We start from the raw sequence: 25,252 nt of genomic DNA, 5'->3' as shown, positions 1-25,252 counted from the left end.
CCGGGACCGATGACGGAGCTTCGCGCGCCGGCACCCACCTGCTGAGCACGGACCGGCCGCGTCGGACCGGCGAAGGTCCGTCAACGCTCCCGCTCGGGACCCTCCGGTCAGGCCAGCCAGACGCCGTCGCGCATCAGGGTGCGACCGGGGATCTCGTTCGCCTCGCGCCAGGCCTGGATGCGCTCCGGGCGCAGGAGGTACACCGCGTAGTCCGGTCGCTCGGTGCGCGGGTCCCAGTCGGTGCGGACGATGTACCGCTGCCACTGCTCCTCGGGGACGTCGTCGGTCGACACCTCGCGGGCCGACGCGTCGACCATGACGACATCGCGGAACTCCCCGATTCCCAAGCGGGCCCGGCCGGTCTCGCGCAGGTTGCGCCCGCACGGGGAGCCGACCGGCGTCACGACCATGATCTCGGTGCCGTCCCAGTCGAAGGACAGCGGCACGAGCCCCGGCACGCCACCACCGGCGTCGGCCGTGGCGACCCAGAGGTCGACGTCCTGCTCGAGCCGGCGACGGGTGTCGGCGACGCGCGTGGCCCGGTCCCGGGCGGGCGCCGCCGACTCCGGCGCGCTCAGCGTCGCTCCTGGATCCGGACGAGGTTGCCCGCCGGGTCGCGGAAGGCCGAGTCGCGAACGCCGTAGGGCTGGTCGGTCGGCTCCTGCACGACCTCGGCACCGGTCGCCTCGATCTTCGCGAACGCCTCGTCGAGGTCGGGCGTGGCGAGCAGGAGCGAGCCGTAGGTGCCCTTGGCCATCATGTCGCCGATGGTGCGCCGCTCGTCGTCGGTGAGGCCGGGCGTCGCCTCGGGCGGGTAGAGCACGACCGACGTGCCGGGCTGGCCGGGCGGGCCGACGGTGATCCACCGCATGCCGGCGTGACCGACGTCCATGCGCACCTCGAAGCCGAGCGCGTCGCGGTAGAAGGCGATGGCGGCGTCGGGGTCGTCCTGTGGGAGGAAGCTCGAGTGAATGCTGAGGTCCATGGCGCCCACGCTAGGCCCGCGGCGACGCGGATGCTTCTCGATTCCTGACCGGTCGCGTCACCTGCTTGGCGACGCACGGGACGAGGCCGTCAGTGGCGCCTGCCTGCTCCTGCCGGTAGACGCTCGGTGGGACCCCGACGAGCTCGGTGAACCGGGTGCTGAACGTGCCGAGCGAGGAGCAGCCGACCTCGAAGCACACCTCGGTCACGCTGAGGTCGCCGCGGCGCAGCAGCGCCATGGCCCGCTCGATGCGGCGCGTCATGAGGTACTGGTACGGCGACTCGCCGTAGGCCAGCTTGAACTGGCGGCTCAGGTGGCCGGCCGACACGTTGACCCCGCGGGCCAGCGCCTCGACGTCGAGCGGCTGCGCGTACTCGCGGTCGATGCGGTCCCGTACGCGTCGCAGCAGCGCGAGGTCGCGTCGCCGCTGCTCGTCGTCCGTCCGTGCTCCCGAACCCCTGGTCACGGACCGATCCTCGCATCTCGGCGCCGACGCGTCGGGGCTGTACCGCCCCGGAGCAGTCCGCCTGGTCCTAGAGTGCGAACCGCCGGTGCCGGACCTGGCTCGTCCGACAGGGGAACCACATGAGCTCGTCCGCACCGCGCCCTGCCCACCACCGCGCCGGCGGGACGCAACGGCGCATCCGGTGGCGCCGCGCCGCGATGGTGGCCGCCGTCCTCGCCCTGGTGGTGCCCGCCCCGGTCGCCGATGCCGCGGACACCGCCGACCTCATCTCCAGCGTCAAGCTGTACGTCGTTCTCGACGCGCAGGCGACGGGGGCGGTCGTCCCGCAGCCCGACACCCCGGCGGGCACGTCGTACACCTACGTGTGGTCGGACGAGACGGGCGAGCTGGCCCGAACCACCACCACCGCGAACGTCGCCCAGACGCCCATCGGACGGGCCAAGTTCGGGCGCACGATCGGTCTCAGCATCACGGCCACCGCCCCGGGCGGGGCCACCGAGACCGAGAACAGCGCGCCCGTGGTCGCCACCCGATGGCTGGTCGGTGGCTTGCAGTACGACGCCACCGACCGCCGGTTCGTCTGGTACTCGCCGCAGCTGCCCGCCACCTTCGACGCGGAGCTCGGCACGGTCTCGGTCTCGTACCAGTGGTCGCGGTCGGGCACTCCGATCCCCGCCGACCCCGGCGTCGACCCCTGGGTGCACGCCCGGGTCGCGGCAGATGAAGGTCAGACGCTCGGCGTCGCGGTGGTTTCGCACCAGGCAGCCACCGGGGCCGGCAGCACGTGGGCGGCTGCACCGACGCCACCGGTGGGCGTGGTGAAGGCGGCCTACGCCGCCACGGGCTCCGGCGCCTCCGGCCAGACGCTCGCCGTCGAGGTGCGACCGACCTCCTGGTACCCGGGCGACCCGACCGTCGTCCCGAGCTGACGTGCGACCACACAGTGGTACCGCGACGGCGCGGCCCTCTACGGCGAGACTGGGCAGTACCACTACGTCCACACGATGGAGCGCGGAACGACGCTGCAGGTGCGGACGCGTTGCTCGAGCCCGGGCTACCTGTCGCAGACGTTCTGGTCGTCGAAGCTCACCGTCCCGGGCGTTCCTGCGCTCGTGTCCCTGCTCGGCAACGACGCGCTGCGAGACCTGGGGGAGTTCTGGCCGGGGATGCCCGACCTCTGGCTGAACCGGGGCCGGCCCGGCTCTTCTCCTTCGGCGAACCCCTGAGCACGTCGTACCTGCCGACCCGGTCGATGAGCATGATCTCGCTCGCCGGGGACCTCGACGACGACGGGCGCGACGACCTCCTGGCCCGCGACTCGAAGGGAGCTCTCTGGCTCTACCCGTTCGTGCGCAACCGGGTCCGGATCGGCGCGAGCGGCTGGAACGCGATGAACCTGCTCGTCGCCGGCGGCGACTTCACCGGCGACCGCTCGGCCGACCTCTTCGCGCGGCGTTCCACCGGCGAGCTCGTGTTCTACGCCGGCCGCGGTAGGCAGGGCCTGGCCGCGGGCAAGGTCGTTGCCACGAGTGCCTTCCGCTCTGCGCGGCTCATCGTGACGCTCGGTGACGCGAACGGCGACGGGCTCGCCGACCTCCACGTCGTCCGGCCCGACGGCACCCTGTGGTTCTACGCCGGCAAGGGCAACGGTGGCCTGGCCGCGCCGGTGCGGGTCGGCACCGGTTGGGGACCGATGCGCACGCTGCTCACCGGGCGTGACCTCGACCGCGACGGCAGGGCCGACCTGCTCGCACTCGACACCGCGGGACGGCTCTGGCTCTACCCGGGCAACGGCCGCGGCGGGTTCACGAGCCGCAGCCTGACCAACGCCGGCCACCCGCTCACGACGTCGATCAGCTGACGGCGGCGAGGATCCGGTCGATCCGGGCGAGGGTCACGGGGTCCTCGGGGATCTCGAGGAACCACGCTGCGAGGCGGTCGCGCTCGGGCCCTTCACCGGCCCCGACCCACCGCGAGCACGCCAGCTGTCCGATGTGCGCCTGCTCGGCCACGAGCATCGAGAAGTGGCCCCGACGCGTGACCCTGCCGGGGCCACCGGCCGCGCGGTAGGCGTCGTGCAGCAGGCGGGCCCGGGTCGGGTCGTCGGCGCCGAACTCGAACAGCACCATGGCCAGCTCCTGGCTCGGGTCGGCCGGGCCGAGGTTCTCGAAGTCGATGACGCAGACGTCGCCGTCGGTCGTCGCGAGCACGTTGTCGGCCCAGAGGTCCCGGTGGCAGACCCGTGGCGCCTCGTGCGGCTCGATGACCCGCTCGACGGCGACGAGGTCGTCGAGGAGCGCGTGCAGCTCACCGGCGAACGGGGCGCCCGCGTCGGCGACGCGTCGGGCGAGGTCGCGCCAGCTCTGCTCACCGGCTCCGGTGGCGAACCAGTTGTCCACCGGGTCCTCGGTGCGCCGTGCCGCCCGATGCAGGAGCGCGACGGTCCGCCCGACCGCGCCCGGGTCGAGCGAGCGCGTCCTCGGACGCAGGCCGACCCACTCGAAGACACGCACCACGGTGCCCGCCACCTCGGCGGCCACCCGACCGTCCGTGGTGCGCAGCACCTCGGGTGTGCGGACGCCGAGTGCCCTTGCGGCGTCGACGAACTCGGCGTCCCGACCGACGTCGTTGAGCCTGGGCGCGGCATACCACTCCTTGACGGCGAACGAGCGCGCCCCGGCGTCGAGCCGCCAGACGCAGCCGAGCCGTCCGCGGGCCACCGGGCCGTTCAGGGTGACGGGCTCGCCAGCACGCGCGAGCCCGAACGCTGCCGCGATGGCGTCACCCTCGGAGCCCTCGATCATGGCGATCCCCCTGTGTCGCAGGCCGGTCGGACGGTCAGGGGACGAGTCGCCAGACCGCGACCGACACCGTGGCCACCGCCAGCCCGAGCGAGGACCAGCCGAGCGGCGTGCGCCCACCACGGCCTCGACCGAGCAGCAGCAGGACAGCAGCGAGCACGGACAGGACGGCGGCCACGACGGTCTCCTCCGGGCCGTCGTCGATGGTGCGGATGAGGATCGTGTCGGTCATGCCGTGCCGGGTGAACTCCCCGAGCACCCGGAGCAGGACGAACACCCACCAGCCGACCGCGATCCAGAACAGGGCCACGCCGAGCTGCTCGAGGAGCGGGTCGGCGGTCGGGTCTGCCGTGCGGGCTGCAGGACGCGCCGGGTCCGCCGGCCAGGCCGGGCGGCCGGCGTACGGGTTGGGCGGCGCGGGTGGGGCCGCCGGTCCGGCGGGCACCGGCACGGTGAACTGCTCGTCCCACACGGCCGTGGTGCGGTCGGGCCGGTCGCCGGCGTCGCTCATGCGCTCAACGTACCTCCGGCGGCTCACTCGGTGGCGGCGCGACGCTGCTCCTCGTCGAAGGCCAGGTGGAGACCCGCCTCCTTGGCCGAGGCGCCCGCCGCGACGGCCGACCGGGTCAGCCCGATGTTGCGCGACGTCGCGGCCATCGCGGCGGCCACCCGCCCGCGGCCGTAGGTCATCGAGTGGGTGGCCGCCACGCCGATGCTCGAGCCGACCTCGATGGCGTCCTGGTCCGCGCCCATGTAGAGGAACTGCCACGAGTACTCGGACGTCTGCCGCTCGATGAGGGCCTTGACCTGGGCGTGGGTCAGCTCGCGCGAGGAGTTCTCGTGCCCGTCGGTCATGATCCCGACGATGACGACGCCGGGACGCTGGTCGTCCGGGAGCGCCGCGAGCCGCTCGCCGGCCTCGCCGAGCAGCCGCCCGATGGAGTCGAGCAGCGCCGTCGAGCCGCGCGGCTGGAGCCGCAGCGACGGCACGTCGGCCACCGGCACGTCGCGGTAGACCTCCTCGTACCGGTCGTCGAACTGCGCCAGGGTGACCCGGCACTCGCCCGGCTGGGCGCGCTGCTCGGCGATGAACGCGTCGAATCCGCCCTCGGTGTCGTCCTTGATCGACTGCATCGACCCGCTGCGGTCGAGCAGGAAGTAGAGGTGCGTGAGGGTCGGGTTCGTCATGGCGGGCTCCTCGGCTCGATGTCGGGTGGTCGGGTGGTCGGGTGGTCGGGTGGTCCCCTCAGTCGGTGCTGCGGCGGGCGCGGAACCGCAGCGGGCGGGCGGACGCGTCGGGGGCGGGACGATGGCGTCCCTCCTCGAGGTCGTAGCGGGCGCGCTCGACGCCCGCGGCGGTGACGCGGCCGGCCTCGGACCCGTACGCGCCGAGCAGGTGCGTGCGGGCCAGGCGGGGGCCCACGGCGTTCTCGGACAGGCCGGCGAGTGCGCCGGCCGTCCGGATGGTGCCGCCCTCCGCGACGAGCACCGCGGCCATCGCCTCGTCGACGGCGGCGGTCAGGTGCTCCTGCGCGGCCCGCAGCAGGGGCAGGGCCTCGAGGGGTCGGGACGCGTCGGTGCGGTCGAGCGCCTCGCGCGCGGCCTCGATGGTCGTGCGCAGGGCCTGCTCCGTCTCCATGGGCAGGGGTGGGCGCCGGTCGTCGCTCATTCACCCACGGTAGGCGCAGTTACTGCGGCACCGCAAGAGCTGGGGCTAGCCGACCGACTGCAGGCGGTCGAGGGCCGCGACGTAGCGCCGCGCCATCCACCGTTGACCCGCCCGCGCCACGGGGCCGCCCAGTCTCGCCGCGGAGGAGCCGGGCCGGGAGACCGCGGAGACGGTGAACCGGAGGCTGCCATCGGCGTGCCGTTCGAGGACGAACCGCTCCTCGCCCCTCTCGGGGTGCCCGGGCAGCGTGCCGTACGCGAAACCGCGCTTCCCGGGTTCGTCGAAGACCTCGACGACCCGGCAGGGGATCCGGATGCCGAGCCAACCCGCTCCCAGGCGCAGCTCGACGACGGAGTCGAGCTCCGCGAACGGCTCCGACGCCCGCACGCGCAGGCCGGCCCGGTCGTGAACCCGCCATCCCATGAGGTCCGTGACCGCGGCGTCGAAGTCCCGACGCCGCAGGCACCGCGAGACCTCGAGGGCGTGGTAGCCCGGTGGTGGCCGGTCGGCGACGACCACGTCCCGCGGGTAGGTGAGGTCGGCAGCCCGCAGGGCGGCTGCGCGCTCCTCGGACAGCGACCGGACGGCCATGCCCCATCCTCCCCCGCGGGTTGCGGTCAGCCGCGGTGCAGCCCGGGCTGGACGACGCGGCGGGTCGACGCCGGATGCGTCTCGAGCCCGGCTGAGGGGCGGTGCGGTCGGGGCTGGAGGTCACCGCCGCAGTTCGGACACGTCCCACCCAGGCAGGCGTCGACGCACCGCGCGCACCAGGTGCACTCGTAGGTGCAGATCATCGCCTCGGTCGACTCGGGTGGCAGGTCGACGTCGCAGCACTCGCAGTTCGGTCGCAGCTCCAGCATGTCGGCAGTCTCGCAGCGAGGACCGGCGCCGATGGCGTCGGGCCGCCGGGCCACCGGGCCACAGGGCCACCGGGGCGGCGGTGGTCCCTCCCTCGCTACGTCACTGCTCACTCTGAGTGAGCAGTGACGTAGCGAAGGGGCCTCGAACCCCCCGGTCAGTGGACGCCGACGGTCTGGCGCTCGACCTCGATGAGCGCGACGACGCGGCGCAGGCGCCGATCGTACGGCTGGCCCGTGTAGGCGACGGCGAGCCGGTCGATGATCGTCCACGCCTCGTCACCCTCGAGCCACTCGACGACCCGGCCCCGGATGGCGACCGGGGTGAAGGCGTCGTCCGCCGGTGCCACGGACAGCGCGACCCGGGCGTCGCGGCGCAGGTTGCGGGCCTTGCGCGAGTCCGGCCCGGTGAAGACGACGACCGCGTCGCCCTGCGTGCCGACGAAGACCGGGGTGACGTGGGGCCCGCCGTCGGGCAGGACCGTCGCCAGGTGTGCGATCGGTGCGGCCTCGAGAGCCCGGCGTACCTCGGGCTCGAGCGCGCTCATCGGGACACCGCGTAGTGCAGGTGGGTCACGCCGGGGGCGGCGACGGCCTCCAGCAGCCTCAGGTCGACGTGCGTGGGCAGCTCACCGAAGAGGCGGCGCCCCGCCCCGAGCAGGACCGGCACCTGGTGCAGGATCACCTCGTCGACGAGGCCGGCGGCGAGTGCCGCCGTCGCGACCCCACCGCCCATGACGGCGACGTCCTTGTCCCCGGCGAGCCGGCGCGCGACCGTCACGGCGTCCGCGATCCCGGTGGTGACGAGCGTCTGGCGCTCGTGGTCGGCGGGCAGCGGCCGGTGGCTGACCACGACCATCGGTGCGGTGGGGTGCGGGGCGCCGCCCGCTGCCCAGCCCGAGTCGTCGTACGTGTTGCGCCCGACGAGCGAGACGCCGACGCGGGCGGCGGCGGCATCGAAGACGCGGCGGCTGGGCTCGGTCAGTGAGAACCCGTCGAAGACGGTGCTCCGGGTGTCGCCGTCGACGTACCAGTCGAAGAGGCGGGTGCCGTCGCCGAGCCCGCGCCCGGTGCCGGGGTCGCGCCCGGTGATGTAGCCGTCGACCGAGACCGAGAGTGCCACGAGGACCTTGGTCATGTCGCTGTCCTTTCGAGTTCCTTCAGGAGACTCCACGACCGTAGCAGACAAAGTTCCTTGAGGGAACCCCAACTGCTAGGTTGGCAGGATGCAGCGGACGAACTTCGGCGAGATGGCCTGCTCCATCGCGCGCACCCTCGACGTCATCGGCGAGCCCTGGTCGCCGCTCGTCCTGCGCGACGTGTGGGTGGGGCTCACCCGCTTCGAGCAGCTCCAGGCCGACCTCGGCATCTCGCGCAAGGTCCTGACCGAGCGACTCAACCACCTCGTCGAGCACGGCGTCCTCGAGCGCCGGCCGTACGACCGGCGTCCCCGGTACGAGTACGTCCTCACCGACAAGGGCGTGGAGCTCGTCGACCTGCTCATGGTCATGGTGGGTTGGGGGGACCGGTGGTTCGCCGGGACAGCGGGCCCCCCGGTCCTCTACCGGCACCACGCCTGCGGCGAGGTCAGCAGCGTCGACCTGCGCTGTGCGCACTGCGGGGAGGCGATGCACGCCCGCGACGTCGACGTGCTCCCCGGACCCGGAAGCGCAGCCTGACGCGCCGACGCCGAGACGGTCCGGGCGGCGTGGAAGGCTTTGCGCCTCCCACGCGTTGGACGGCACGTGAAGAAGATCGGCTTTCTGTCCTTCGGCCACTGGAGCCCGACGCCGCACTCGCAGACGCGGTCGGCGTCCGACGCGCTGCTCCAGTCGATCGACCTCGCGGTGGCCGCCGAGGAGCTCGGCGCCGACGGCGCCTACTTCCGGGTCCACCACTTCGCCCGCCAGCTCGCCTCGCCGTTCCCGCTCCTCGCGGCGGTCGGTGCCCGCACGAGCCGCATCGAGATCGGCACGGGCGTCATCGACATGCGCTACGAGAACCCGCTCTACATGGCCGAGGACGCCGGCGCGGCCGACCTCATCGCCGGCGGCCGGCTCCAGCTCGGCATCAGCCGCGGCTCACCCGAGCAGGTGGTCGACGGGTTCCGCTACTTCGGCCACGAGCCCGAGGGCGGCGACCACGCCGCGATGGCGCGCCGGCACACCGAGATCTTCCTCGACGTCCTGTCCGGCAAGGGTTTCGCCGAGCCGAACCCGCGTCCGATGTTCCCCAACCCGCCGGGCCTGCTGCGCGTCGAGCCACACTCCGAGGGGCTGCGCGAGCGCATCTGGTGGGGTGCCGGCAGCCGGGCCACGGCCGAGTGGACCGCCCAGCAGGGCATGAACCTCATGAGCTCGACGCTGCTCACCGAGGACACCGGGGTGCCGTTCCACCAGCTGCAGGCCGAGCAGATCCAGCGCTTCCGCGACGCGTGGAAGGCGGCCGGTCACGAGCGCGAGCCGCGGGTCTCGGTGAGCCGCAGCGTGTTCCCCATCGTCAGCGACCTGGACCGTGCCTACTTCGGCCGCGAGTCGGCCAGCCGCGACCAGGTCGGGGTCATCGACGGCGGCACGGCACGGTTCGGCAAGACGTACGCCGGCGAGCCGGAGCAGCTCGTCCGCGACCTCGCCGAGGACGAGGCGATCGCGGCAGCCGACACGTTGCTGCTGACCGTGCCGAACCAGCTCGGCGTCGACTACAACGCACACGTCATCGAAAGCGTGCTGACGCACGTGGCGCCCGGACTCGGTTGGCGCTGAGGTAGATCCGCGTCGAGCTCCTCGTCAGGGCTCCCAGACGGCGGCGTCGTGGGCGAAGACGACGCGCCGCGGGTCGAGCTCGAGGATGCGCGCCATCCACGGGCTCGGCTCCGGCAGAGGGGGTTCGTGCCCGAGCGTGGCGGCCTGCGCGGCGAGCGCGTCGGCCGACCAGGCCGAGGCCGTGTCGTGGGCCTGACCGGCGAGGACCACGGTGCCGTCGTCGCAGCGCAGGAGGACCGACTGGTGCCCGTCGACGTGCCCCGGCGTCGGCACGACGTGCACGCCGGGAGCGATCTCGGCCTCGCCGTCGAGCAGCTCGTAGCGGGCGCCCTCGAAGTCGACGAGGGCATCGACGGTGTAGTCGCCGGCGCGGGCCGTCTCGAGCTCGCGTCGCTGACAGTGGATCGGTCGGCCCGCGAACATCGGGTTGCCGCCGACGTGGTCGAAGTGCAGGTGGCAGTTGACGACGATGGCGACGTCGTCGACCCGGACGCCGACCGTGGCGAGCGCGTCGGCCACGTGCACGCGGCGCGGCCGGTACCACGCGTCGGTCTCGGCGTCCGCCGCGCCGAGCCCGGTGTCGAGGAGCAGCAGCCCCGCCGGCGTCCGGGCGAGGTAGCCGTACACGGCCTCGACCCGCGGGCTGCCCGTTCCCGTCTCCTCCGGTGGACGCACGAAGGTGCCGAGCCCGACCCGCACGACGTCGTCCACGCGCATGGCCCCCACCCTAGGAGGAGATGTCCTCGAGCGCCGCTCGTCAGGAGCGGCGCAGCAGCTCCTCGAGGGCCCGCCGGTACGCCGCCTCGGCCACTCGCGCGACGACCGGCCCGAACACGTCCGGCACACCCCGAACACGGATCCGCTGCCGCCAGCCGACGACGCTGCCCGTGGCGCTCGGGGTGACGCGCAGCGTGATCCGTCCGGTGACGACGTTGCCCTCCTTGCGGATGCGCGCGATGCCGGGGTCGTGCGCAGTGGGCGGCGCGTAGCTCTCGATGACCATGGGGTCGTCGAACCCGATCGGACCGAGCCCCGTGCGGGCCACGAAGCGCGCACCCGCCCTCAGCCGGGTCGGCTCCAGCACCTCGCCGGAGACGGTCGTCAGGGGGATGACGGCACCGTGCGTCCGCAGGTCGAGGACGCGTCGCCAGGCCTCGGGGGCGGGCAGTGGCGAGTCGATGGTCACCTCGAACCGGGCCATGCCGCCAGTGTGGCCCACGACGGAGCGGACCGCCCGAGGTTGCGCCGCAGGCAGGATGTGACCCGGCAGGCCCCCGCGGGTACTGAAGGCCTGTCGTGATCCGATGGGAGGACGTGCTGTGGGGTTGGAGTGCGTCGTCCTGCTCGACGAGCGAGGTGAGCCCGTCGGGTCGGCCCCCAAGCGCGACGTGCACCACGCCGACACCCCGCTGCACCTCGGGTTCTCCTGCTACGTCCTCGACGCGGACGACCGCCTCCTCGTCACGCGCCGGGCCACGTCGAAGCAGACCTTCCCCGGGGTGTGGACCAACTCGTTCTGCGGCCACCCATTGCCGGCTGAGCCGCTCGCCGCGGCCGTGCGACGGCGGGCGTCCCACGAGCTGGGCCTCGAGGTCGGTCCCGTGACGGTCGTCCTGCCCGACTTCCGGTACCGCGCGGAGACGGGCGGCGTCGTCGAGCTCGAGCTGTGCCCGGTGACGACGGTCCGGGTCGAGGCCGACGTGCCCCTCGCTCCCCTGGCCGGCGAGGTCGAGGAGTGGGAGTGGGTGCCGTGGCGGGAGTTCGCGGACGAGGTTGTCGCGGGCCGACGCACGGTGTCGCCGTGGTGCGTCGAGCAGGTCGTACGACTCGCCGACCTCGGCCCGCCGGCGTCGTGGCGCGGTGACGCCCGCCGGCTGCCGCCGGCGTTGCGGCCCCCGCACGTCCCGGCCCGGACCAGCGGCGTGACGGCTCCGGACGCGTCGACCTCGAGCGGCCGGCAACCCTCGACAGCACCCTTGCCCGGGGCCCTCCCGTGACCGAGGGTGGGAGGGTGTCGCCGACCCGCACCGACGTCGCGCCAGCCGACGTCGCCCGCACCCTCGCTGCCGCCGACGCGCTCCTCGCGGACGTCTGTGCTCGGCTGTCCGAGCAGTGGCGCGGCCGGTCGCCGGAGGCCGTGCCGGTCCTGCACGAGGACCTGCCGGAGGTGCTGCTCGCGTGGTTGTCCCCGCCGGGCGGCAAGCGCCTGCGTCCGGTGCTGTGCCACTGGGGATGGACGGCCGCGGGCGGCTCGACCACGACCCGCGACGACCTCGTCGCCACCTGCGCCGCGCTCGAGCTCGTCCACCTCTTCGCGCTCGTCCACGACGACGTCATGGACCGGTCGGACACCCGCCGGGGCCGGGTCGCCGTGCACGTCGAGGCGGCCAAGGCCCATGCCGGCGCCGGCGCGCTCGGCGACCCCGTCCTCTTCGGCGACAGCGTCGCCATCCTCTTCGGCGACCTGGCCCTGAGCGAGGCCTGGGCGCTCGTCGCGGGCGTCGGTGCCCGGGTCCGGCACGCCTGGGCCGACATGCTGCACGAGCTCGTGCAGGGCCAGCTGCTCGACGTCACCGGTGCTGCCGGGCGCAGCCGCGACCTCGGACGCGCCCGGCTCGTGGCCCGGCTCAAGTCGGGGGCCTACACGGTGCAGCGGCCGCTCGAGCTCGGCGCGCTCGCCGCCGGGGCGAGGCCCGAGCCCGTCGCCGCGCTGTCGACCTTCGGGGCACACCTCGGCGAGGCGTTCGCCCTGCGCGACGACGTCCTCGGCGTCTGGGGCGATCCTCGCCGCACGGGCAAACCCGTCGGGGACGACCTCCTGTCGGCCAAGCCGACCGTCCTGCTCGCCGAGGCGATGCGGCTCCTGCCCGCCGACGTCGTCTCCCGTTACCTCGGCGACGCGGGCTCCATCACCCCCGACGACGTGCCCGTCGTCCAGCAGCTGATGCGCGAGGCGGGCGTGCTGGCCCGCGTCGAGGACCGCATCCGTGCCGAGGTGGAGCAGGCGTTCGCGGCCCTCGACGACGCGTCGCTGGACGCGGACGCGGCGGCCGGGCTGCGCGAGGTCGCAGCGTCGATCGCCTGGAGGGACTCGTGAGCGTCGTCGTCATCGGCGCCGGGCTCTCGGGGCTGTCCGCCGCCTGCCACCTCCTCGGGCGGGGCCACGAGGTCACCGTCGTCGAGCGCCACGACGCCCCGGGCGGACGCGGGCTCCGGCTCGTGCGCGACGGGTTCACGTTCGACACGGGCCCGACCGTGCTGACGATGCCGGGCCTCGTCGGCGACGCGCTCGCCGCGGCCGGCAGCTCGATCGAGGACGCCCTGCCGATGCGGCGCCTCGACCCCGCCTACCGTGCGTGCTTCGCCGACGGGAGCCGGATCCTCGTGCGCCACGGCGTCGAGGCGATGCGCGAGGAGATCGCCGCCATGTGCGGGCCGCGTGACGCGGCGGCCTTCGTCGACTTCGTCGCGTGGCTGCGGCGGCTCTACCGCGTCGAGATGCTGCACTTCATCGACGCCAACTTCGACTCGCCGCTTGACCTGCTCGCCTCGCCCCGCGCCGCGCTCGAGCTCGTCCGGCTCGGGGCCTTCCGCCGCCTCGGACCGGTCGTGCGCGAACGGTTCCGCGACGAGCGGCTGCACCGGCTCTTCTCTTTCCAGGCCCTGTACGCCGGGCTGTCGCCGGAGAGCGCCCTCGCCCTCTACGCGGTGATCACGTACATGGACACCGTCGAGGGCGTGTACTGGCCCCGGGGCGGCATGGACGCGGTGCCGGCAGCACTGGCGGACGCGGCGTCGCGCGCGGGGGCGGACCTGCGGTTCGGCGCCGCCGTGTCACGGCTCGTCCTCGACCGCCGTGGCGCGGTGGCGGGCGTCGAGCTCGAGTCCGGCGAGCGCATCACCGCCGACGCCGTCGTCTGCACCCTCGACCTGCCCATGGCGTACGAGCGGCTGCTCCCTGAGCTGCGAGCGCCGCGGGTCACCCGGACGGGGACGTACTCGCCGTCCGCCGTCGTCTGGCACGTCGGGGCGCACGGGCAACCCGCCCCGGGCGTCGGGCACCACAACATCCACTTCGGGGCCGACTGGGACGGTGCGTTCCGGGCCCTGGTCGACGACGGTCGGCTCATGCCGGACCCCTCGCGCCTCGTCACCGTCCCGACCGTCACCGAGCCGGGCCTGGCGCCGGAAGGCGACTCGGTGCTCTACGTCCTCGAGCCGGTGCCGAACCTGTCGGCGCCGATCGACTGGCGGCGCGAGCGGGGCCCGGCGCGTGAGCGCCTGCTGCGCTTCCTCGAGTCGGCCGGGTACCCGAGCGACGTCGTCACGGAGGAGCTCGTCACGCCGCTGGACTGGCAGCGCCTCGGGATGCACCTCGGCACGCCGTTCGCCCTGGCCCACACCTTCATGCAGACCGGGCCGTTCCGGCCCTCGAACGTCGAACGACGCGTGCCGGGCCTCGTGTTCGCCGGGTCGGGGACGGTTCCGGGCGTCGGCGTGCCGATGGTGCTCGTCAGCGGCAAGCTCGCGGCGCAGCGGGTCGACGCGTACCTGCCGCCGCGCGCCGGCGCACCTGGCGGCCGCCCCCGGCGAGCCAGCCGGGCCGGGGCAGCGCGATGACTGCGGCGTCGCGTCCCGCCGACGCGCTGCTCGTCGAGGGCTACCGCCGGTGCGCCCGCGTCACCCGCGAGCACGGCACGACCTACTACTGGGGCACGCTGCTGCTCCCGCCCGAACGGCGTCGTCACGTCCATGCCGTGTACACCCTGTGCCGGCTCGCCGACGACATCGTCGACGACCCGGGCGCCACCGGCGGCGACCGGGTCGCCGCCACGACGACCCGGCTGGCCGAGTTCGCCGACCGGTTCCGCGCGGTCGTGCGCGGCGAGCCGACGGACGACCCCGTCCTCGCCGCGATCCGGCACAGCGTCCACGTCTGCCGCATCGCGGACGAGTGCTTCGAGCGCTTCTTCGCCGCCATGGCCCAGGACCTCACCCGGTCGACGTACGAGACGTGGGAGGACCTGCTCGCCTACATGGACGGCTCGGCCGCCGTCATCGGCGAGATGATGCTGCCCGTGCTGCGGCCGCGCGACGTGGCGGCGCTGGCCCCCGCCCGGTCCCTCGGGCTGGCCTTCCAGCTGACGAACTTCCTGCGCGACGTCGGCGAGGACCTCGACCGCGGCCGCGTCTACGTGCCTCGGGAGGACCTGCGTCGCTTCGGCGCCGACCCGCACGAGCGCGCCGTGTCACCGGCGTGGCGCGAGCTGATGCGCTTCGAGATCGCCCGCAACCGCGAGCTCTACCGGCTGGCCGACGCCGGCATCCCGATGCTGCCGCCGTCCTCGGCACGGTGCGTCGCGGCGGCCCGCACCCTCTACGCGCGCATCCTCGACCGGATCGAAGCCCGCGACTACGACGTCTTCACGGGCCGCGCGCGGGTGCCCACGTGGCACAAGGCGGCCCTGTCGACGCGCATCCTCGTCCTCGGGCCCACCCTGGGCCCCACCCTCGGCCCGACCCGGCGATCGGCGGTCACCCCATGACGTTCCGCACCCTGCGCACCGGCCCCGACGCCACCCAGCCCTCGCCGCGTCGACCCGCCAACCCCCTGCGCGTGCTCCCGGAGGAGCCACGCGACCTCCTCGCCGGCACGTGGCGAAAGGCGCGCCCGTCGCGGATCCACCGCTCCATCCTCGACGCCCAGGGTCGCGACCCCGGGGGGTGGCACGTCGTCGGCGCGTCGGCCGACGTCGGGTCGACGCGGTCGCTGACCCGGACGGTCGCGGGCCGCGAGGTCGTGCTGTGGCGGTCCGCCGACGGGACGCTGCTCGCCGGGCCGGGTGCCTGTCCGCACCTCGGTGCCCTGCTCGACGACTGCGAGGTCATGCACGACCGCGTGTACTGCCGGTGGCACGGGCTCGCGCTCGGTCCCGGGGTGCGCCGGGACTGGCTCACCCTGCCCGCGCTCGACGACGGCGTGCTGCTGTGGGTCCGGCTGCCGACCGAGGGCGAGGAGGCCACCGACGCCCCGGCCCTGCCCGTGCGCCCTCCGGCGGCGCGGTCGTTCGCGACCGTCGTCGCGGTGCGCGGCGCGTGCGAGCCGGCCGACGTCGTCGCCAACCGCCTCGACCCCTGGCACGGCACGTGGTACCACCCGTACGCCTTCAGCCACCTCACCGTCGACGACGACGCGTCCGCCGACGACCGCCTCGTCGTCGACGTCGCCTTCCGCGTGACGCGCCGGCATGCGGTCCCGGTGCGCGCCGAGTTCACCTGTCCCGACGCCCGGTCCATCGTCATGACGATCGTGGAGGGAGAGGGCGCGGGCAGCGTCGTCGAGACCCATGCCACCCTCGTCGGACGCGACCGTTCGGGCGTGCCGACGACCGTCATGACCGAGGCGACGATCGCGCACTCGGACCGGCCGGGGTTCGCCGTGGCCCGGCGTGCGGCCGCCCTGCTGCGCCCGGCGGTCGCCGCGACGGCCCGCCGGCTGTGGGTCGACGACATGGCCTACGCCGAGCGCCGGTGGCTGCTGCGCGACCGCGGGGAGACCTACGGCTACTGACGCCTCGCCGCGAGCGCGCGGCGGAGCCGGTGGACGACGGGCTGTCCCAGCCCCCGCGTCGGCACCGACCAGAGGTCGTGCCCGGGCAGTCCGCGCGCCGCGAGCAGGGCGTTGGCGGCGAGCCAGCCCGTCGTCGCCGCGCGTTCCATGAGGGCGACGGGCAGGTCGCAGCGGACGCCGTCACCCGCGAGCACGACCCTGGGGTCGGGGGTCAGGACGCCGGGACGGGACGCCCACGGGTCGGTCCCCGCCAGCGGGCAGTCGTCGGCCAGCAGCCACTCCTCGTGCAGCGCCGCCGCGCCCGACAGCTCGGGGTGCAGCCGGTCCAGCTGGCGTCCCAGCTCGGCGCGCAGGTCGCCCTCCCGCGTGCCGGGCGGCAAGGCGTAGGCGTGCAGCTCGACGACGCACCCTCCGGTCCGGCGCGCCCACGCTGACGCGCCGGCCTCCATGCGGTCGACGAACGTGACGTTGTCGAGGGGGCCGTAGCCGCTCGTGCCGAGGAACAGCGGACTGCCTTCTGCCGCAGGTCGATCCAGCCAGCGACGCCACACCGCGAACGCCGGGGCCGACCGCTGGCGGGACACGGCGTCACGCCAGGGGCCGTCGCCCAGCCACGCGGCACCGGCGAGACGCTGGAGCGCGGCCCGGTCGACCGCGAGCACGACGGCGTCCGCGACGAGCGACGCGCCGTCGTCGAGCTGGGCCCGGACGGCGCCGCCATCGTCGTCGAGCCGCGTCACCGAGGTGCCCGTACGCACGTCGACGCCGAGCCGCCGGAGGTAGCCGGCGAGCGGGCCCCACAGCGCGGTGTCGTAGTCGTCGTCGGGCACGTCGAAGAGCAGGCCCTCGGCCGAGCCGGTGAAGTACGTGTGGAACATCGCGACGAGCTCGCCGCCGGAGAAGTCCCGCGGGTCGGCGAAGAAGCTGCGGGCGAAGACCTCGAGGGCCAGGTGCCGGGCCTCGTCCGGGAAGCGCAGCTCGTCGAGCACGTCGGCGGCGCTGCGTCCGTCGAGCTCGGAGTACGTCTGCGGGAACCGGACGTCGAGCAGGCCCAGGGCCGCCCCGACGTCGACGCGTCGCAGGGCCGACAGGGGGAAGCTCGGGCTGCGCGCCACGAAGGCGGCGATCGACAGCGGCGGCGTCCGGGGGATCCGGGCGAACGAGTCGGTCGGACCGTCGGCGAGGGTCAGCGGGTAGTCGGGCACGGGCACGAGCCGCTCGAGCCCCGGGTCGGCCCGCCGGAGCAGGCTGCGCAGGTTGTAGTACTGCCGGAAGAAGGCGTGGAACCCGCGGCTCATCGTCAGCGTGTCGCCGCCGGCCGCGTCACCGGCACCGGTGCCCACCGGCCACGAGCGCACCCGGCCCCCCAGCGTCGCCTCGCGCTCGACGAGCACGACCTCGACCCCGCGCTCGGCGAGCCCGGTGGCGGCGGCGAGGCCGGCGATCCCGCCACCGACGACGAGGACCCGCCCCGGGCGGCCTTGCGGCGCCGGGGAGGCCGAGGCCGCACGGTGCAGCTCGGCGCGCCGGTCGAGGCCGGGCCGCCACGGGTGCCCGGGCCCCCAGGGGGGCCACGGTCCCCACGTGCTCCGGGGCCCCGGGCCGCGCCGGGCGCGCGCCGTCATCGCCGGGGTCGCCGGCCGACGACGGTGTGCACCGTGCCGCGCTGCCAGCCGGGGACGGGGTGCGTCGCGACCTGCTCGAACCCGGCCCGACGCAGCCGCTCCTCGAGCTGTGCCGTGGAGTCCATGTCGAGGACGCTGCGCCAGAGGTAGCGGTAGATCGCCGTGTGCCGCGAGGTGAGCCAGCCGAGCGGCACGACGACGGTCCAGCAGACGGCGGTCCACACGAGCGTCGACACGGGCCGGCCGCGCACGGAGTAGTCGTGCACGACGAGGACCCCGCCGGGCCGCAGCACGTCGCGCACCGACCGCAGCAGGGCGTCACGGTCGGGCACGTTGCGCACGAGGTAGGCGGCGAGGACGCCGTCGAGGCCGCCCTCCTCACGCGCCGTCGTGAGCTCGGGCTGCGACGCGAGCTCCTCGGCCCGCCCCCGCGCGAACCGCACCCACGAGGGCCACCTCTTGGCCCGGGCGACCTCCAGCATGCCCTCGGACCCGTCGACGCCGAGGAGCGACGCCTGGGCCGACCCGAGCGCGTCGACGACCGCCCGCGTCGAGGCCCCCGACCCGCACCCGAGGTCGAGCAGCCGGAGGGGTCCGGCCGCCTCGGGGGACGATCCGGACCGGCCGCGTCCGTCGCGCGCGCCGCGGACGAGGTGCCCGGCGGACGAGCGCAGCTGGCGGTGGTAGCCGGGGCTGAGGCCGACCATGAGGTCGTACCGGTCCGCGACGGCGTCGAAGGCCTCGGGGACGTCGGGCCGGGTCACCGCTGCACCCACGGGTCCTCCTCCTCCGCACGGGCGCGGGACCGCTTGGCCCGTTCCCACAGCACGATGGTGCCCGCGACGAGGGCGAACCCGAAGAGGTAGTCCTCGACGGGGACGTCCCAGGGCCAGCGGAGGCCGAGGTGCTGTCCCGGCGCGTAGAGCACGATGGGCGCGGACAGCTTGGTCAGCCAGCCGTCGACGAGCACCTGGAACGCGAAGACGATCGCCATGGCGAGCCAGAACTGCGCCCGCGCGAAGACCCGCGTGCCGGACCAGCGCTCGAGCGCGACGGTCGCGAGCACCGCGGCGACGGCGAGGACGGTGTACTCAGGCATCGCGCGCCCGACCCACGCGGTGTCGCAGCACGGACAGCACCCGCCCGACCGCCTCGTACGTCAGCAGACCGCAGACCGGCACGACGACGAAGAAGACGAGCTCCTCGAGTGGCATCCCACCGGGCAGGTCGATGCCGGTGACGTAGGCCGGGTTGTAGCTCCAGTGGCCCCGGTGGATGCCGAGGAGGTCCCACGCCGAGAAGACGACGACGACCGGCACGAGAGCCATGACGAGCAGGACCGGCCGGCGGTACACCCGGGCGCGAAGGACGAACTCCAGCGGCAGGGTCACCGCGAGGCAGCCGGCCATGAGGAGGAGGTACTGGTAGCGGTCCAAGGGGCTCCGATCGACGCCGTGCCGTCACCGTACCCAGCGACCCCGCCGCGCCCATCGGTCCACGATGCTCGTGACACCTGTCATGGACGGTTCGTGACGACTGCCGCTGCGCGCGAGGGGTGCCGGGCACGACAGTGATGGCATGACATCAGCGATGTGGTCCCCGGGCGATGACCCGGACCCCGCAGCCATCGAGCTGCGCTCCCTCGTCAAGGTCTTCGCCCCACGCCGAGGCGCCGACTCCGAGGTCCGGGCCGTCGACGGCCTCGACCTGCGCATCGGACAGGGCGAGGTGGTCGCGTTCCTCGGCCCGAACGGTGCCGGCAAGACGACGACCCTCGACATGGTCCTGGGCCTCACCGAGCCGACGAGCGGCACCGTCGAGGTCTTCGGCCGCCGTCCCCGCGCGGCCGTCGTCTCGGGCCAGGTCTCGGCGGTGCTGCAGACCGGTGGCCTGCTGCGCGACCTCACGGTCCGCGAGACGGTCCGGATGATCGCCTCGACGTACGCGGCTCACGCGCCCGTCGAGGAGGTCATCGGGCGCGCCGGCCTGACGGCGATCGCCGACCGGCGCGTCTCGAAGTGCTCCGGCGGCGAGCAGCAGCGGCTGCGTTTCGCCCTGGCGCTGCTGCCCGACCCGCGCCTGCTCGTCCTCGACGAGCCCACCGCCGGCATGGACGTCACGGCCCGCCGCGACTTCTGGGACACCATGCACGCCGACGCCGACGCCGGCCGCACCGTCGTCTTCGCGACGCACTACCTCGAGGAGGCCGACGCCTTCGCCGACCGGATCGTCCTCGTCGCCGGCGGACGGGTCGTCGCCGACGGCACGACCGCCGAGATCCGCGCTCGCGCCACCGGGCGCACGGTGTCCGCGGCGCTGCCGGCGTCGATGCTGGCCCCCTCGGTCGAGCGGCTGCGCGCCCTCGAGGGCGTCCGCTCGGTGGTCGAGCGCGGCAACCGGGTCGTCGTCTCGGCGGCCGACTCCGACGCCGTCGCCCGCGTGCTCCTCGTCGAGCTCGGTGCCGGCGACCTGGAGATCACCAGTGCCGGGCTCGAAGAGGCCTTCATGACCCTGACCGGCGGCACCGGACCGGAGACCGCCCCGCTCACCACGACCCCCACCGACCATCTGCAGGAGCTCGTCCGATGAACGCCACCTTCGTCCTGCTCGACCTCCGGCGCATCACGCGCAACTGGAGCTCGATGTTCTTCACGGCGGTCCTGCCCGCCTTCTTCTACCTCATCTTCGGGGCCACCGTCGACGCCAAGGGCGCCGACATCGGCAACGGCAACGTCGCGATGTACGTCATGATCACCATGGCCGCCTACGGCGCCGTCACCGCCACGACGAGCATCAGCGCCAACGCCGCCGTCGAGCGGGTCCAGGGCTGGGGGCGCCAGATCGGGCTGACGCCGCTGGCCGACTCCTCCTACATCGCCGGCAAGGCGCTCGTCGCGATGTCGGTGGCGGCGATCCCGGTGGCTCTCACGTACCTCCTCGGGGCCGCCACCGGCGCCCACGGCTCCGCCACGGCCTGGCTGCTGAGTGCCCTCCTGACGCTCGTCGGCTCGGCGGTCTTCGCCGTCTACGGTCTCCTCATGGGTACCGCGTTCCAGTCCGAGGCGTCGGTCGGGGCGGCATCGGGCTCGATCGTCGTGCTCGCCTTCCTCGGCAACCTGTTCGTGCCGCTGTCGGGTGGACTCCTCGCCTTCGCCAAGCTCACGCCGCTCTACGGGTACGCGGCGCTGGCCCGCTACCCCCTGACCGAGGGCTGGCTGACCGACGGGTCGCGCGACCCGCTGTGGCTGCCTGTCGCGAACGTCGTCGGGTGGACGCTGGTCCTCGGCGCCCTGGCGACGTGGTTCGTCCGGCGTGGCCGGGAGCGCCAGTGACCACCTCGCCCTCGCCGGACCACAACCCGTGGGAGCGGTGGGGCTGGGTCGTCCAGTCGGTGTGGCTCGTCTTCCTCCTCTTCCCCGTCTTCGCCATCGTCTCCGCGGACGGGCCGTGGTGGCAGCGCGTCGTGGGCCTCGTCCTCACCGTGGTCTTCGGCGCGCTCTACGCGACGGGCTCACGCCACCTCGACGTGCTCCGGAAGGCGTGCCGGCCGCAGTACGGCGTGGGGGCCCTGTACCTGGCCGGGCTCGTGGTCTGCACGCTCGGGACGCTGGCGATCATCGGCACCGACAGCCTCAGCTTCGTGCCGTTCGTCGTCTCGTTCGCGATGTTCGCGCTCCCGCTGCTGTGGTCGCTCGGCATCGCCGTCGTCGCCGTCGTGGGCTCGGTCCTCGTCGCGGTGCTCGTCGAGCCCGACGAGGGCGCCTGGGTCGTCGTCGCCATCGTGTTCGCCGTCAGCGCGATGACGGCCGGCATCCGGCTCATGAGCGACCGCGGCCGTGCCTACGAGGCGATGTCGCGCGAGCTGGCCCTCGTCGAGGAGCGCGAGCGCGTCGCCCGCGACGTGCACGACGTCCTCGGCCACTCGCTCACCGTCGTCACCGTCAAGGCCGAGCTCGCCGAGCGGCTCGTCGACCTCGACCCGGCCCGAGCCCGCGCCGAGCTCGCCGAGATCCAGGCGTTGAGTCGCCAGGCCCTCGCCGAGATCCGCGCCACCGTCGGTGGGCTCCGGGCGGCACGCCTCGACGCCGAGCTCGCCTCGGCCAGAGCTGCGCTCGCGGGCGCCGGTATCGAGGGCCACGTCCCTGCCGACCACGCCGTCGTCGACCCGCGCCACCGCGTCGTGCTCGCGTGGGTCCTGCGGGAGGCCACGACCAACGTCGTGCGCCACAGCGACGCCGACGAGTGCTGGGTCGAGCTCGACACCAACCGGCTCACCGTCCGCGACGACGGCCGCGGCCTCGAGGACCGGCCCGAGGGCAACGGCCTGCGCGGCATCCGTGAGAGGGTCGGGGCGGCCGGCGGCCGGCTCTCGCTGGCCACCGGACCGGAAGGACACGGGACCGTGCTGGAGGTGACGCTGTGAGCGACCCGATCAAGGTGCTGCTCGCCGACGACCAGGCCCTCGTCCGTGGGGCGCTCGCCGCCCTGCTCGCGCTCGAGACCGACCTCGAGGTCGTCGCCGAGGTCGGGCGCGGCGACGAGGTCGTCGACGCCGCACGCGCGTCGGGCGCGCAGGTGTGCCTCCTCGACATCGAGATGCCGGGCCGGGACGGCATCGCGGCCGCGGCCGCGGTGCGCGACGCGCTGCCCGGGGTCCGGACGCTCGTCGTCACGACGTTCGGACGGCCCGGCTACCTGCGACGTGCCCTCGAGGCCGGGGCCTCCGGCTTCGTCGTCAAGGACACGCCCGCGCGCCAGCTCGCCGAGGCGGTGCGACGCGTCCACGCAGGGCTGCGCGTCGTCGACCCGTCCCTCGCCACCGAGTCGCTCGTCGACGGCGCCAACCCGCTGACGGAACGCGAGCGCGAGGTCCTCACCGTCGCCCTGCGCGGCGGCACCGTCGCCTCGATCGCCGGGCTCGTCCACCTGTCGCCCGGCACGGTCCGCAACCACCTGTCCTCGGCCATCGGCAAGACCGGCACCTCGACGCGCGCCGAGGCCGCCCGCGTCGCGCAGGACCGCGGCTGGCTGTAGGAGTCTGGGAGCAACCTGCGGGCTCGATGTCCCTGAACTGGGAGAACGGCAAAGCGCAGTTCCGCTGCCTGGAAACAGTTGCCGAACAGGGCCAACGGGGGCATCGCACAACCTCCCGCGGGTGGCGGCGCGCCGGTAGCGTCGAACGGCGACCGGGCTCGCCGACCGGCTCGTCATCCGGCACAGCCTGTCGTCCAAGGAGACCCACCGCATGTACAGACCCACCCGCCTGGCCGTCGCCGGCGGCGCGATGACCGCCCTCGCGGCGTCCGCGTTCGCCCTCGGCAGCGTCCCGGTCGCCGGTGCCACCGCCGCGGCGGCGACGCACGGCACCGGCACCTCGACGCCGATCAAGCACGTCGTCGTCATCTTCGGGGAGAACATCTCCTTCGACCACTACTTCGCGACCTACCCGCATGCCGCCAACCTGCCCGGCGAGACCCTCCAGGGCACCTCGACCCCCGCACCCGCCTTCACGGCCGCGCCGAACACCCCGCGCGACATCGCCACGCTCGCGCACGACGGCCTGCTCGCGCCGAACAACCCGAACGCCGACCAGCCCATGCGCCTCACCCCGGGCCAGGCCGTCACGTGCGACCAGGACCACACGTACCGGAACGAGCAGCGCGCCTACGACGGCGGAGCCATGGACAAGTTCGTCGAGTTCGTCAGCCGTGACGCCTGCAAGCCGGGACACTTCGCGTCCCCGGGCCTGACCATGGACTACTACGACGGCAACACCGTGACGGCCCTGTGGAACTACGCGCAGAAGTACGCGATGAGCGACAGCTCGTACAGCACCACCTTCGGACCCAGCTCACCCGGCGCCATCAACCTCGTGTCGGGGCAGACGCACGGGGTGCGCGAGTACACGGCTGCGAGCGACCCGGCCCACCCCACGCCGGTCCTGCCCACCTCGAGCGACTACACGGTCCGCTTCCCCGACGCGAACGGCGTCGGCACGATGATCAACGACCCCGACCCCGTCTACGACGACTGCTCGAACGCCAGCCACACGACGAGGAACACGCTCGCCGGCATGCAGGCCTCGAACCGGAACGTCGGTGACCTGCTCGGCGCCAAGGGCGTCAGCTGGGGCTGGTTCCAGGGCGGCTTCCGACCCACCACGCCCTACGACCCCACCACCGGCACGCCGGCCGCCTGCCTCGCCACGCACACCAACGCCGCGGGCCTCAGCTCGACCGACTACAACCCGCACCACGAGCCGTTCCAGTACTACGCGTCGACGGCCAACCCGCACCACCTCGCGCCGGCGTCGGTCGCCGAGATCGGCCACGACGGGCGCGCCAACCACCAGTACGACCTCGCCGACTTCGACCAGGTCGTCGGCACGGACCGGCTGCCGGCCGTCAGCTTCCTCAAGGCCGCGAACTACCAGGACGGGCACGCGGACTACTCCGACCCCGTCGACGAGCAGCGCTTCGTCATCCGGGAGGTCAACGCGATCGAGCAGTCCCCGAACTGGAAGGACACCGCGGTCATCCTCGCCTACGACGACTCGGACGGCTGGTACGACCACGTCGCCGCGCGGCTGACCAACGCGTCCGACGGCACCGACGACGCGGCCTGGTGCATCGACGCCGCGGCGGCCGGGGTCCCCGTCGAGGGCGGCTACCTGGACCGGTGCGGTCCCGGCCCGCGCCAGCCGCTCCTCGTCGTGTCGCCGTACGCACGGACCAACTTCGTGGACCACACCCAGACCGACCAGGCCTCGATCCTGCGGTTCATCGAGGACAACTGGAGCACCGGCCTCATCGGCGACCACTCCGCCGACGCCCGGGCCGGGTCGCTCGAGCACCTGTTCCACTTCCCGAACGCCAAGGCCCCGAAGGTCCTGCTCGACCCGACGGACGGCACGATCGCGTCCGTGGAGTCGGTCCACGGCTCCTCGCACGACTGACGCCGCGACGGTGCCGGACGCGAGACGGACACACGGCAGCCACCAAGCCGTGACCGATTCGTGTCCGGCCCCGTGCCCGGGAACGCGCTCCGGGGCGGGTCGCCGACGCTAGAGTCCGCTCGCGCGATCCTGCGCTCCACTGAATCCACAGGGAGTCTCACTCATGGACTGGTACACCAAGGTGCTCAAGAACTACGTCGGGTTCTCGGGCCGCGCCCGCCGCACCGAGTACTGGATGTTCACGCTGTTCAACGTCATCATCGGCGGCATCCTCAACGTCCTCTACTCGGCCACCCACTCGTCGATCTTCTACGTGCTGTACGTCCTGTACCTGCTCGCCGTGCTGCTGCCGAGCATCGCCGTCGGCATCCGGCGCCTGCACGACACCAACCGCACGGGCTGGTGGCTGCTCATCGGGCTGGTCCCGTTCGTCGGCGCCATCGTCCTCATCGTCTTCTTCGCCACCGAGGGCAACCGCGGCGCCAACCAGTACGGCGCGGACCCCAAGGGCATCGAGTCCGGCGCCGCCCCGGCGACCGCCTGACGCGTCACCGCACGAAC

The 25,252-nt window shown here is 73.8% G+C and carries 33 protein-coding genes; 16 read left to right on the top strand and 17 right to left on the bottom strand.

Translation table 11 applies throughout. The features are described from left to right. Positions 1 to 107: 107 nt before the first annotated feature. The 3 genes from ACPYOM_RS07995 to ACPYOM_RS07985 are packed head-to-tail and all read right to left on the bottom strand — an operon-like array spanning position 108 to position 1,451. Positions 108 to 578: a pyridoxamine 5'-phosphate oxidase family protein gene (locus ACPYOM_RS07995; protein WP_481345555.1), complete on the bottom strand. Its 471-nt coding sequence runs from the start codon at positions 576 to 578 to the stop codon at positions 108 to 110. Next, positions 575 to 985 carry a VOC family protein gene (locus ACPYOM_RS07990; RefSeq protein WP_481341465.1) on the bottom strand — a complete coding sequence of 137 codons (411 nt, stop codon included), beginning with the start codon at positions 983 to 985 and terminating at the stop codon, positions 575 to 577. The genes ACPYOM_RS07995 and ACPYOM_RS07990 overlap by 4 nt, the downstream gene beginning before the upstream one ends. Positions 986 to 995: 10 nt before the next feature. After that, positions 996 to 1,451 carry a helix-turn-helix transcriptional regulator gene (locus ACPYOM_RS07985; protein ID WP_481345549.1) on the bottom strand — a complete coding sequence of 152 codons (456 nt, stop codon included), beginning with the start codon at positions 1,449 to 1,451 and terminating at the stop codon, positions 996 to 998. A gap of 119 nt (positions 1,452 to 1,570) precedes the next feature. Here ACPYOM_RS07985 and ACPYOM_RS07980 point away from each other — a divergent pair, with 119 nt between their 5' ends. The 3 genes from ACPYOM_RS07980 to ACPYOM_RS07970 all read left to right on the top strand — a co-directional run bounded on the left by ACPYOM_RS07980 (position 1,571) and on the right by ACPYOM_RS07970 (position 3,312). Beyond that, positions 1,571 to 2,380, top strand: coding sequence for a hypothetical protein (locus tag ACPYOM_RS07980; RefSeq protein ID WP_481345548.1), 810 nt, complete (start codon positions 1,571 to 1,573; stop codon positions 2,378 to 2,380). Between the two features lie 75 nt (positions 2,381 to 2,455). Then, positions 2,456 to 2,677 carry a hypothetical protein gene (locus ACPYOM_RS07975; protein WP_481345547.1) on the top strand — a complete coding sequence of 74 codons (222 nt, stop codon included), beginning with the start codon at positions 2,456 to 2,458 and terminating at the stop codon, positions 2,675 to 2,677. Between the two features lie 26 nt (positions 2,678 to 2,703). Beyond that, positions 2,704 to 3,312: an FG-GAP repeat domain-containing protein gene (locus tag ACPYOM_RS07970; RefSeq protein WP_481345546.1), complete on the top strand. Its 609-nt coding sequence runs from the start codon at positions 2,704 to 2,706 to the stop codon at positions 3,310 to 3,312. On the opposite strand, the gene ACPYOM_RS07965 is transcribed toward ACPYOM_RS07970, so the two are convergent. The 8 genes from ACPYOM_RS07965 to ACPYOM_RS07930 all read right to left on the bottom strand — a co-directional run bounded on the left by ACPYOM_RS07965 (position 3,305) and on the right by ACPYOM_RS07930 (position 7,916). Beyond that, positions 3,305 to 4,255 carry a phosphotransferase enzyme family protein gene (locus ACPYOM_RS07965; RefSeq protein ID WP_481345545.1) on the bottom strand — a complete coding sequence of 317 codons (951 nt, stop codon included), beginning with the start codon at positions 4,253 to 4,255 and terminating at the stop codon, positions 3,305 to 3,307. The genes ACPYOM_RS07970 and ACPYOM_RS07965 overlap by 8 nt on opposite strands. A 34-nt stretch (positions 4,256 to 4,289) precedes the next feature. After that, entirely contained in the window at positions 4,290 to 4,763 is a 474-nt protein-coding gene (locus ACPYOM_RS07960; RefSeq protein WP_481341469.1) for a hypothetical protein, read from the bottom strand. 23 nt (positions 4,764 to 4,786) lie between these two features. Continuing rightward, positions 4,787 to 5,440, bottom strand: a complete 654-nt coding sequence (locus ACPYOM_RS07955; protein WP_481345544.1) for a VWA domain-containing protein — start codon at positions 5,438 to 5,440, stop codon at positions 4,787 to 4,789. Positions 5,441 to 5,498: 58 nt separating this feature from the next. Next, positions 5,499 to 5,921, bottom strand: a complete 423-nt coding sequence (locus ACPYOM_RS07950) for a hypothetical protein (RefSeq protein WP_481341471.1) — start codon at positions 5,919 to 5,921, stop codon at positions 5,499 to 5,501. A gap of 45 nt (positions 5,922 to 5,966) precedes the next feature. Beyond that, complete coding sequence (locus tag ACPYOM_RS07945; RefSeq protein ID WP_481345543.1) at positions 5,967 to 6,512, bottom strand: DUF1990 family protein; 546 nt, start codon at positions 6,510 to 6,512, stop codon at positions 5,967 to 5,969. Positions 6,513 to 6,538: 26 nt separating this feature from the next. Then, on the bottom strand, positions 6,539 to 6,781 hold the full coding sequence (locus ACPYOM_RS07940; protein WP_481341473.1) for a DUF1272 domain-containing protein: 243 nt from the start codon (positions 6,779 to 6,781) through the stop codon (positions 6,539 to 6,541). Between the two features lie 155 nt (positions 6,782 to 6,936). Then, on the bottom strand, positions 6,937 to 7,326 hold the full coding sequence (locus ACPYOM_RS07935) for a TIGR03618 family F420-dependent PPOX class oxidoreductase (protein ID WP_481345542.1): 390 nt from the start codon (positions 7,324 to 7,326) through the stop codon (positions 6,937 to 6,939). Continuing rightward, positions 7,323 to 7,916, bottom strand: coding sequence for a dihydrofolate reductase family protein (locus ACPYOM_RS07930; RefSeq protein ID WP_481341476.1), 594 nt, complete (start codon positions 7,914 to 7,916; stop codon positions 7,323 to 7,325). Before ACPYOM_RS07930 ends, ACPYOM_RS07935 begins: the two co-directional genes overlap by 4 nt. Before the next feature lie 88 nt (positions 7,917 to 8,004). Here ACPYOM_RS07930 and ACPYOM_RS07925 point away from each other — a divergent pair, with 88 nt between their 5' ends. Further along, positions 8,005 to 8,457: a winged helix-turn-helix transcriptional regulator gene (locus tag ACPYOM_RS07925; RefSeq protein WP_481345541.1), complete on the top strand. Its 453-nt coding sequence runs from the start codon at positions 8,005 to 8,007 to the stop codon at positions 8,455 to 8,457. 66 nt (positions 8,458 to 8,523) lie between these two features. Next, complete coding sequence (locus tag ACPYOM_RS07920; protein WP_481345540.1) at positions 8,524 to 9,540, top strand: LLM class flavin-dependent oxidoreductase; 1,017 nt, start codon at positions 8,524 to 8,526, stop codon at positions 9,538 to 9,540. A gap of 24 nt (positions 9,541 to 9,564) precedes the next feature. Here ACPYOM_RS07920 and ACPYOM_RS07915 read toward each other — a convergent pair whose 3' ends face one another. Further along, entirely contained in the window at positions 9,565 to 10,257 is a 693-nt protein-coding gene (locus ACPYOM_RS07915) for an MBL fold metallo-hydrolase (protein WP_481341479.1), read from the bottom strand. Positions 10,258 to 10,297: 40 nt separating this feature from the next. After that, positions 10,298 to 10,741, bottom strand: coding sequence for an SRPBCC family protein (locus tag ACPYOM_RS07910; protein WP_481341480.1), 444 nt, complete (start codon positions 10,739 to 10,741; stop codon positions 10,298 to 10,300). Between the two features lie 103 nt (positions 10,742 to 10,844). On the opposite strand from ACPYOM_RS07910, the gene idi reads away from it, so the two are divergent. The 5 genes from idi to ACPYOM_RS07885 are packed head-to-tail and all read left to right on the top strand — an operon-like array spanning position 10,845 to position 16,111. After that, on the top strand, positions 10,845 to 11,537 hold the full coding sequence (gene idi, locus ACPYOM_RS07905) for an isopentenyl-diphosphate Delta-isomerase (protein ID WP_481345539.1): 693 nt from the start codon (positions 10,845 to 10,847) through the stop codon (positions 11,535 to 11,537). A 14-nt stretch (positions 11,538 to 11,551) separates the two neighbouring features. Further along, positions 11,552 to 12,637, top strand: a complete 1,086-nt coding sequence (locus ACPYOM_RS07900) for a polyprenyl synthetase family protein (protein ID WP_481345538.1) — start codon at positions 11,552 to 11,554, stop codon at positions 12,635 to 12,637. Continuing rightward, a complete protein-coding gene (gene crtI, locus ACPYOM_RS07895; RefSeq protein ID WP_481345537.1) occupies positions 12,634 to 14,160 on the top strand; it encodes a phytoene desaturase family protein in 1,527 nt (508 codons plus the stop codon). The genes ACPYOM_RS07900 and crtI overlap by 4 nt, the downstream gene beginning before the upstream one ends. Then, on the top strand, positions 14,157 to 15,086 hold the full coding sequence (locus tag ACPYOM_RS07890; RefSeq protein ID WP_481345536.1) for a phytoene/squalene synthase family protein: 930 nt from the start codon (positions 14,157 to 14,159) through the stop codon (positions 15,084 to 15,086). Before crtI ends, ACPYOM_RS07890 begins: the two co-directional genes overlap by 4 nt. Continuing rightward, positions 15,083 to 16,111 (top strand): Rieske (2Fe-2S) protein, encoded by a 1,029-nt coding sequence (locus tag ACPYOM_RS07885; RefSeq protein WP_481345535.1) that lies wholly within the window; start codon positions 15,083 to 15,085, stop codon positions 16,109 to 16,111. The genes ACPYOM_RS07890 and ACPYOM_RS07885 overlap by 4 nt, the downstream gene beginning before the upstream one ends. Here the strand turns inward: ACPYOM_RS07885 and ACPYOM_RS07880 are convergent. Genes ACPYOM_RS07880 through ACPYOM_RS07865 form a run of 4 tightly spaced genes read right to left on the bottom strand, consistent with a single transcriptional unit; the run spans position 16,105 to position 19,172 of the window. Beyond that, positions 16,105 to 17,736: an FAD-dependent oxidoreductase gene (locus ACPYOM_RS07880; RefSeq protein WP_481345534.1), complete on the bottom strand. Its 1,632-nt coding sequence runs from the start codon at positions 17,734 to 17,736 to the stop codon at positions 16,105 to 16,107. The two genes, ACPYOM_RS07885 and ACPYOM_RS07880, sit on opposite strands and share 7 nt — an antisense overlap. Beyond that, a complete protein-coding gene (locus ACPYOM_RS07875) occupies positions 17,733 to 18,512 on the bottom strand; it encodes a class I SAM-dependent methyltransferase (RefSeq protein ID WP_481345533.1) in 780 nt (259 codons plus the stop codon). Before ACPYOM_RS07875 ends, ACPYOM_RS07880 begins: the two co-directional genes overlap by 4 nt. After that, on the bottom strand, positions 18,497 to 18,835 hold the full coding sequence (locus ACPYOM_RS07870; protein ID WP_481345532.1) for a lycopene cyclase domain-containing protein: 339 nt from the start codon (positions 18,833 to 18,835) through the stop codon (positions 18,497 to 18,499). Before ACPYOM_RS07870 ends, ACPYOM_RS07875 begins: the two co-directional genes overlap by 16 nt. Then, positions 18,828 to 19,172 (bottom strand): lycopene cyclase domain-containing protein, encoded by a 345-nt coding sequence (locus ACPYOM_RS07865; protein ID WP_481345531.1) that lies wholly within the window; start codon positions 19,170 to 19,172, stop codon positions 18,828 to 18,830. The genes ACPYOM_RS07870 and ACPYOM_RS07865 overlap by 8 nt, the downstream gene beginning before the upstream one ends. A gap of 142 nt (positions 19,173 to 19,314) precedes the next feature. Between ACPYOM_RS07865 and ACPYOM_RS07860 the strand changes: the two genes are divergently transcribed. From ACPYOM_RS07860 to ACPYOM_RS07835, 6 genes are all read left to right on the top strand, one after another. Next, complete coding sequence (locus ACPYOM_RS07860) at positions 19,315 to 20,325, top strand: ABC transporter ATP-binding protein (protein ID WP_481345530.1); 1,011 nt, start codon at positions 19,315 to 19,317, stop codon at positions 20,323 to 20,325. Then, positions 20,322 to 21,068 (top strand): ABC transporter permease, encoded by a 747-nt coding sequence (locus ACPYOM_RS07855; protein ID WP_481345529.1) that lies wholly within the window; start codon positions 20,322 to 20,324, stop codon positions 21,066 to 21,068. Before ACPYOM_RS07860 ends, ACPYOM_RS07855 begins: the two co-directional genes overlap by 4 nt. Further along, complete coding sequence (locus tag ACPYOM_RS07850; protein WP_481345528.1) at positions 21,065 to 22,159, top strand: sensor histidine kinase; 1,095 nt, start codon at positions 21,065 to 21,067, stop codon at positions 22,157 to 22,159. The genes ACPYOM_RS07855 and ACPYOM_RS07850 overlap by 4 nt, the downstream gene beginning before the upstream one ends. Then, positions 22,156 to 22,770 carry a response regulator transcription factor gene (locus ACPYOM_RS07845; RefSeq protein WP_481341493.1) on the top strand — a complete coding sequence of 205 codons (615 nt, stop codon included), beginning with the start codon at positions 22,156 to 22,158 and terminating at the stop codon, positions 22,768 to 22,770. Before ACPYOM_RS07850 ends, ACPYOM_RS07845 begins: the two co-directional genes overlap by 4 nt. A 211-nt stretch (positions 22,771 to 22,981) precedes the next feature. Continuing rightward, positions 22,982 to 24,691 (top strand): phospholipase C, encoded by a 1,710-nt coding sequence (locus ACPYOM_RS07840; RefSeq protein ID WP_481345527.1) that lies wholly within the window; start codon positions 22,982 to 22,984, stop codon positions 24,689 to 24,691. 163 nt (positions 24,692 to 24,854) lie between these two features. After that, positions 24,855 to 25,235, top strand: coding sequence for a DUF805 domain-containing protein (locus tag ACPYOM_RS07835; RefSeq protein WP_481343914.1), 381 nt, complete (start codon positions 24,855 to 24,857; stop codon positions 25,233 to 25,235). Positions 25,236 to 25,252 lie beyond the last annotated feature (17 nt).

This window comes from Monashia sp. HAY1-2A (assembly GCF_056755315.1).
The sequence above is the reverse complement of the archived record's forward strand: the minus strand, read 5'-3'. Positions and strand labels throughout refer to the sequence as shown.